Below are 7,729 nucleotides of genomic sequence, written 5' to 3' on the forward strand. Positions count from 1 at the left end.
TTCTGCTCCGGCCGCGCCGGATTCACCACCACAGTCTGCCGCGCGACGGCGGGTGCCAGACTGCCGTATCCCGACAACTGTGGGGAACTGCAGAAGGTTCCGCGACGGTGTAGGAGAAGTGAGCACGAGAATCAGGCGGGTCGATGTCGGAGGTAGGCCGCATGATGGAGGGGTGGGTGACGTGCTCGGCCTTTTCACCCCGGCCACACAAGACTGGTTCCGGGGCGCCTTCACCGCGCCCACGCCGGCCCAGGCAGGAGCGTGGGAAGCGGTCTCGGCGGGCAAGCACGCGCTTGTCGTTGCGCCGACAGGCTCCGGCAAAACGCTGTCAGCGTTCCTGTGGGCGATTGACCGCACGTTCCGTGCGGGCCACAGCGAAACGGATGCCGGGCGCACCAGCATCCTTTACATCTCCCCTCTGAAGGCGCTCGGCGTCGACGTGGAGCGCAACCTCCGCTCTCCGCTCGTCGGCATCGGGCAGTCCGCCCGCAGGCTCGGGTTCGCGGCGCCGGAGATCACCGTCGGTGTGCGCACAGGCGACACGACCTCGAGCGACCGGCGCACACTCGCAGCCTCCCCGCCCGACATCCTCATCACCACCCCCGAATCGCTGTACCTGATGCTCACGAGCCGAGCGGGCGAGACTCTGCGCGACGTGCACACGGTGATCATCGACGAGGTGCACGCGGTGGCGGCGACAAAGCGCGGAGCACATCTCGCGGTGAGCCTCGAACGCCTCGACGCCCTGCGCACGGCCCACGGCGCCGATGCGCCAGCGCAGCGCATCGGCCTGTCGGCGACGGTGCGCCCGATCGACGAGGTCGCCCGCTTCCTCGGCGGCGCGGCCGCCGTCGAGATCGTCGCCCCTCCTGCGTCCAAGACCTTCGAACTCAGGGTCGTCGTGCCGATGGACGACATGACCAGCCCGCCTCCGCCGCCCGGTGTCACCGCCGCCGATGCAGAACCCGCCGAGTACACGGAGGTCACAGGATCCGTCTGGCCGCACGTCGAGGAGGCGATCGTCGACCGCGTCCTCGAGAACAACTCGACCATCGTGTTCGCGAACTCGCGCCGCCTCGCCGAGCGTCTCACCGGTCGGCTGAACGAGATCTACTCCGAGCGCATCGAGGCTGCGCTGCCCGCGGCGACCGTGCCCGCGGCGACGATGGCACAGGCGGGGGCCACGGCCGGCGCCGACCCCGTGCTCGCCAAGGCGCACCACGGCTCGGTCTCGAAGGAGCAGCGGGCGCTGGTCGAGGAGGAACTGAAATCGGGCGTGCTGCGCTGTGTCGTCGCGACGAGCAGCCTCGAGCTCGGCATCGACATGGGCGCCGTCGACCTCGTGATCCAGGTCGAGGCCCCGCCGTCCGCGGCATCCGGCCTGCAGCGCGTCGGACGCGCCGGCCACCAGGTCGGCGAGATCAGCCGTGCGTCGTTCTTCCCGAAGCACCGCGGCGACGTGCTGCGCACCGCGATCGTCACCGAACGGATGCTGCACGGTCAGATCGAGGCGATTCAGGTGCCGCGCAACCCGCTCGACATCCTCGCGCAGCAGACCGTGGCCGCCAGCGCCCTCGGCGAGATCGGCGTCGAGGAGTGGTTCGAGACCGTGCGGCGCTCTGCGCCCTTCCAGTCGTTGCCGCGCTCCGCCTACGAGGCGACGCTCGACCTGCTCGCCGGTCGCTTCCCCTCCGACGAGTTCGCCGAACTGCGCCCGCGGCTCGTCTGGGACCGCGATGCGGGCACGCTTACCGGCCGCCCCGGCGCACAGCGCATCGCCGTCACCAGCGGCGGCACGATCCCCGACCGCGGCCTGTTCGGCGTCTTCGTCGCCGGCGAGACCACAGGAGCACGCGTCGGCGAGCTCGATGAGGAGATGGTCTACGAGTCGCGGGTCGGCGACGTCTTCACCCTCGGCACCACCAGCTGGCGCATCGCCGAGATCACACACGACCGCGTCAACGTCATCCCCGCTTACGGGCAGCCGGGCAAGGTGCCGTTCTGGCACGGAGACGGCATCGGACGCCCCTTCGAGCTCGGCGAGGCACTCGGCCGTTTCTCGCGGGAAGTGTCGACTTCGGCTCCCGAGAAGGCTGCGCAACGGCTCATCGATGCGGGTCTCGATGAGCAGGCGAGGACGAATCTCATGGCCCATCTCGCGGAGCAGCGCGAAGCCACGGGAACACTCCCTACCGACCGCACGCTCACGGTCGAGCGCGGTCGTGATGAGGTCGGTGATTGGCGCATTATTCTCCATTCCCCATACGGCATGAAGGTGCATGCGCCCTGGGCTCTCGCGATCAACGCACGGGTTCGCGAGCGGCTCGGCGTCGAGGGATCGGCCGTCGCGAGTGACGACGGCATTATCGTGCGCGTCCCGGATGCCGACGCCGAACCGCCGGGCGCCGAGCTGTTCGTGTTCGACCCTGACGAGCTGGAGCAGCTGGTGACCGAGGAGGTCGGCGAATCCGCACTGTTCGCCTCACGCTTCCGCGAATGCGCCGCGCGCGCGCTGCTTATTCCGCGCATGAACCCGAATAAGCGCACTCCCTTGTGGCAGCAGCGCCAGCGCTCAGCACAACTGCTGGAGGTGGCGCGTCGGCATCCGACCTTTCCTGTGATCCTGGAGACGCTCCGCGAGGTGCTGCAGGATGTTTACGACCTCCCCTCGCTCCGCAGGCTTGCGACGTCGATCGCCGATCGGCGGATCCGCCTCGTCGAGACGGAGCCGGCACAGCCCTCACCCTTCGCCCGCGACCTGCTGTTCGGCTACGTCGGCGCGTTCATGTACGAGGGCGACTCGCCGCTCGCCGAGCGCCGCGCGGCCGCGCTCTCGGTTGACCCAGCGCTGCTGGGCGAGCTGCTCGGCACCGTCGAGTTGCGAGAACTGCTCGACCCCGACGTGATCGCTCAGTTCGAGCGCGAGGTGCAACGCCTTGACGCCCAGTGGCGAGCGCGCGGCCTCGAAGGGGTCGCCGACCTGCTGCGAGTGCTCGGCCCCCTCGATGTCGAAGAGGCCACGGCACGGCTCGAAGGTGCTGCGGGGGCGCGAGCACATCTCGACGCCCTGGTGTCCGCGCGACGTGCAATTTCGGTCACGATCGCCGGCATCCACCGGTATGCCGCGATCGAAGACGCCGCTCGCCTGCGCGATGCGCTAGGGGCAGCGCTCCCCACCGGCATCCCCTTGGCCTTCCTCGAGCAGGTCTCTGATCCGCTCGGCGACTTGGTCGCCCGCCACGCGCGCACGCACGGACCCTTCACGACGGATGCCGTTGCCACCCGCTTCGGCATCGGCACAGCCGTCGCCCGCCACACCCTGCAGCGGCTCGAGCAGGTCGGCAGGATCACGAGCGGCTATTTTCTACCGGCCCCGTCGTCGGGCTCAGACACCGATTCGTGCACTGACCGAGAATGGTGCGATACCGAGGTCCTTCGAAGGCTTCGGATGCGATCGCTCGCCGCGATCCGCGGCTCCGTCGAGCCGGTCTCCCCCGAGGCCTACGCCCGCTTCCTGCCCGACTGGCAGCACCTCACCCGGCCTCTCGAAGGCCTCGACGGCGTGCTCACCGTGATCGAGCAGTTCGCCGGGGTTCCGATCCCGGCGAGCGCCTGGGAGTCGCTCGTGCTGCCCTCACGAGTGCGTGACTACTCGCCAGCCATGCTCGACGAACTCACTTCAGCAGGAGAGGTCGTGTGGGTCGGCTGCGGTGCGCTGCCTGGGCGTGACGGCTGGATATCGCTGCACGCCGCCGATCTCGCGCCATTCACACTGCCCGAGTCCGATCCTGCCCAGGAACCGGGGAGCGACCTCGAGGCGCGGCTGCTCGCCGCGCTCGGCGCGGGCGGAGCCTACTTCGCCTCGCAGCTCAAGGAGATGACGGGGGCCGAGAACGAGCAGTCCGTGCTCGAGGCGCTGTGGAACCTGACCTGGGCGAGCCGGGTGACGAACGACACCTTCGCGCCGGTGCGCTCGCTGCTGGCCGGCGGTTCGCAGGCCCACAAGGTCACCCGCCGTGCTCCCCGCGCGCGGACGTACCGTGGCATCTCGCTCGCGCGCACGGCGCCTCGCCCGGCGTCCCTCGGCGGGCGCTGGTCGCTGCTGCCCTCCGCCGGCGCTTCGGCGGGCTCAGCGGCCCAGGACCTGGCGCGAAGGGCCACCGTGACCGCAGGCCTCCTGCTCGATCGGTACGGCGTCGTGACGCGTGGAGCCGTGCAGGCGGAAGGGGTTCCCGGCGGGTTCGCCCAGGCGTACCGCATCCTCGCCGGTTTCGAGGAGGCCGGGCACTGCCGCCGAGGATACGTGATCGAGAGGCTGGGCGCTGCTCAGTTCGCGGCATCGACCACCGTCGACCGTCTGCGCACCTTCGCCGCTCTCGCCGACCCGCCGCCCCGGCACGCGATCACCCTCGCCGCGACCGACCCGGCAAACCCCTACGGCGCTGCCCTCGGGTGGCCCCGTCGCGACGGCGTATCGCACCGCCCAGGGCGCAAGGCCGGCGGCCTGGTCGTGCTGGTTGACGGAGCCCTCGTCCTCTACCTCGAACGCGGAGGGCGCACTGTGCTGTCGTTCAGCGACGATCCGGCTGTGCTGCGGGCTGCGGCATCCGATCTGGCATCCACTGCCAGGGCTCGACACCTCGAAACGCTCACTGTCGAGAAAATCGACGGCGAAGGTGTGTACGGCACCGAGCTCGCCCTCGCTCTGAGCGAAGCCGGGTTCGTGGTGACGCCCCGCGGCTACACGCTCCGCAAGGTCGTCTGACTCGCAGAGCGGTACCATATCCTGTACATGAGAAGGAGAGGCCGATGGCCATCACCACCACCGAGGCGCGTCGCGATCTCTTCGGACTGATCGAACGCGTGAACCTCGATCATTCGGAGATCGAGATCCTGTCCAAGCGCGGCTCCGCCGTGCTCATGTCGAAGGCCGAGTACGACTCCCTCATCGAGACCAGCCACCTGCTGCGGTCCCCGGCGAACGCTCGCCGCATAATCTCCGCTCTCGAGCAGGCCCGCACGGGTGCCGTGTCCGAGCACGATCTGATCGACGGATGAACGATCGCCTCCTCAGCTGGACTGTCGAGGGCTGGGAGGACTACGTGTACTGGCAGACCCAAGACAGACGAACGCTCACGCGCATCGATCTGCTCATCGCCGATCTTCTCCGAGACGACCCCTTCGACGGGATCGGCAAACCCGAGCCGCTGAAGCACGCCCTCGCAGGCGCCTGGTCGCGCCGGATCGACGAGGTGAACCGCCTCGTCTACATCGCGGACGACAGCTCCGTCGCCATTCTCCAGGCCAGGTACCACTATTGATCTCCGAGTTCTTCGCCGGCGTGGGAACCCTGTTCCGCGGGTTCGGGCTGTGGCGCCGTCGCCCGGGGCTCATGGCGCTGGGTCTCGTCCCGGCCGCGATCGCCTTCCTCCTCCTGGCTGCGGCCCTCGTGCCGCTGGCGCTCAAGATCGGCGACATCGCCGACTGGGCGACGCCGTTCGCCGACTCCTGGGTCCTGGAGTGGCGCAGCATCCTCCGCGTGGCGGTCTGCACCGTGATCTTCGTCGCCTCCCTCGCGCTCGCGGGCGTGGTGTTCAGCGCACTCGCCCTCGTCATCGGCGATCCCTTCTACGAGAGGATCTGGCGCGCCGTTGAGACCGACCTCGGCTCGCCGCCGCCTGCCGAGGGCGGGAGGTTCTGGACCTCGGTGGGCGAGAGCCTGCGCCTGGCGGTCCTCGGCGTCCTCGTCGCCCTCCTCGTGCTCCTGATCGGGCTCGTCCCGATCGTCGGCGGGCCACTCGCCGCGGTGACCGGCGTCGTCCTCACCGGACGTCTGCTGGCCCGCGAGCTCACCGGACGCGCGTTCGACGCCCGCGACTTCGACCCGCAGACCCGCGCCGCTCTGTTCCGGTCGAGCAGGGCCCGCGTGCTGGGCTTCGGGGTCGCCACGCAGCTGTGCTTCCTGATCCCCCTCGGGGCGGTGCTCACGATGCCGGTCGCGGTGGGCGGCTCGACGATGCTCGCCCGCGACATGCTCGCGCGCGCGAACAGGACGGCTCCGGTCTGATGCCCGAGGGCGACACCGTCCACCGCACCGCGCGCCGGCTCGACGAGGCGCTGGCGGGCTCCGAGATCACGCGTTTCGACCTGCGCGTGCCGCAGGCCGCCACCGTCGATCTGACGGGACAGCCCGTGCACGAGGTCGCCGCGCGCGGCAAGCACCTGCTGATGCGCATCGGCGAGAGCACCGTCCATTCGCATCTGCGCATGGACGGCGCCTGGTTCGTCTACCGCCCCGGCGAGAGGTGGCGGCATCCGGCCTTCAAGGTCCGCGCCATCGTCGGCACCGCCGAGCGCGAAGCCGTGGGCGTGGACATCGCCGGAATCGAGGTCGTGCCCACGCGGGACGAGGCCTCGCTCGTCGGACATCTCGGCCCCGACCCGCTGGCCGCCGACTGGGACGCCGCGGAGGCGGTGCGGCGCCTCGGAGCGGATCAGCGCAGCATCCACGTCGCCCTCCTCGATCAGCGGAACGTCGCCGGCTTCGGCAACGAGTACGCGGCAGAACTCCTGTTCCTGCGGGGTATCCTGCCCACCGCACCCACATCGGAGGTCGACGTCGCCGCCCTGATCGATCTCGGCGTGAGGACCATCCGGGCGAACCGCGACCGGGTCCACCGCACCTTCACCGGCGTCAACCGGCCCGGTCGGACCACGTGGGTGTACGGCCGCGCCGGACGCCCCTGCCGGCGCTGCGGGACGCTGATCCGGAAGGGCTCGCAGGGCGCGGATCGGACCAGCGAGCGCGTCACCTTCTGGTGTCCGCACTGCCAGATCTCCCCGCTGGGCTCCTGAGCCTGCCGAAGGATCACCGCCCGGGAATGAATCCTCCCCCTGCGTGGTTGTAGCTATATCCGGAGAACTCCGGAACACGGGAGGAATCGTGGGCAAGAACTACGTCGACATCGAGAACGACCAGGGCGGGACGCTGCGGTACCGCAAGCACGCCAACGGTCGTGGCCTCGTCGCGCATGGCGCGAAGGTGCATCCGATGGCGCACATCGAAGCAGGTGCGTACATCGAGCCCGGCGCACGCGTCGGCAAGGGAGCGACCATCGCGCGCGGCGCGTGGATCGACACGGATGCTGTGATCGGCGACAACGCGTACATCGATGCGCACGCGCACATCGGCCAGGGCGCCGCGATCGGCGACGGCGCGCACGTGGGCGTCCGCACCGAGATCGGCGCCGGAGCCCGCATCGTGCGGGGCGCGAAGATCGGCGACGACGAGACGGTCGCCGCAGGCCTCACCGTGGCCACCGATCGGAAGGGCCTCTGGCTCGCGGCCTGAGCCGCCCCTCCACGTCCTCCGGCACCGACCGCCGAGTCCGCATCCCCGGCCGGATGGGTAGTTGTCCCCATCGACGGCGCGGGGTGGGGTTGTTATGGTTGTGGTGTCGGGCCGGGGTGGTTCGGTTTCACTGATTTTTCGGAGGTGTGGTCATGGCGGATTTCGGTGCGTCTTATGCGGAGATGGAGCAGGTGGCGTCGTAGTTGTCGCAGGCTCGTGATGACATTCAGGGTCAGCTGGACTCGTTGAAGTCTCAGCCTTGATCCACCGTCGTGGTGTCGATGGGTGCGTTTTCGTGTTTCGGTGATGAAGCTCGCTGTGTGGGCGTGCAGGATCTGCCAGCCGGTGCTCTGGCTTTTCCACTTCGGTTTCCGGTCA

General features: G+C 69.5%; 6 protein-coding genes. All 6 read left to right on the top strand.

Annotation, left to right across the window (positions count from 1 at the left end; all coding sequences use genetic code 11):
• Window positions 1–172 precede the first annotated feature (172 nt).
• The 6 genes from QM568_RS05910 (at window position 173) to QM568_RS05935 (ending at window position 7,351) form a co-directional block, all read left to right on the top strand.
• The gene (locus QM568_RS05910) at window positions 173–4,765 is read left to right on the top strand and encodes an ATP-dependent helicase (RefSeq protein ID WP_415136797.1); all 4,593 of its coding nucleotides are present in this window, start codon (window positions 173–175) and stop codon (window positions 4,763–4,765) included.
• A gap of 44 nt (window positions 4,766–4,809) precedes the next feature.
• A complete protein-coding gene (locus QM568_RS05915; RefSeq protein WP_415136799.1) occupies window positions 4,810–5,058 on the top strand; it encodes a type II toxin-antitoxin system Phd/YefM family antitoxin in 249 nt (82 codons plus the stop codon).
• Window positions 5,055–5,321: a Txe/YoeB family addiction module toxin gene (locus QM568_RS05920; RefSeq protein ID WP_415136801.1), complete on the top strand. Its 267-nt coding sequence runs from the start codon at window positions 5,055–5,057 to the stop codon at window positions 5,319–5,321. The genes QM568_RS05915 and QM568_RS05920 overlap by 4 nt, the downstream gene beginning before the upstream one ends.
• Window positions 5,318–6,067 carry an EI24 domain-containing protein gene (locus QM568_RS05925; protein WP_415136803.1) on the top strand — a complete coding sequence of 250 codons (750 nt, stop codon included), beginning with the start codon at window positions 5,318–5,320 and terminating at the stop codon, window positions 6,065–6,067. The genes QM568_RS05920 and QM568_RS05925 overlap by 4 nt, the downstream gene beginning before the upstream one ends.
• Entirely contained in the window at window positions 6,067–6,855 is a 789-nt protein-coding gene (locus QM568_RS05930) for a DNA-formamidopyrimidine glycosylase family protein (protein ID WP_415136805.1), read from the top strand. The genes QM568_RS05925 and QM568_RS05930 overlap by 1 nt, the downstream gene beginning before the upstream one ends.
• Window positions 6,856–6,943: 88 nt before the next feature.
• Complete coding sequence (locus tag QM568_RS05935; protein ID WP_415136807.1) at window positions 6,944–7,351, top strand: DapH/DapD/GlmU-related protein; 408 nt, start codon at window positions 6,944–6,946, stop codon at window positions 7,349–7,351.
• Window positions 7,352–7,729 lie beyond the last annotated feature (378 nt).

It is taken from the genome of Microbacterium sp. (assembly GCF_047607465.1).
GTDB lineage: Bacteria > Actinomycetota > Actinomycetes > Actinomycetales > Microbacteriaceae > Microbacterium.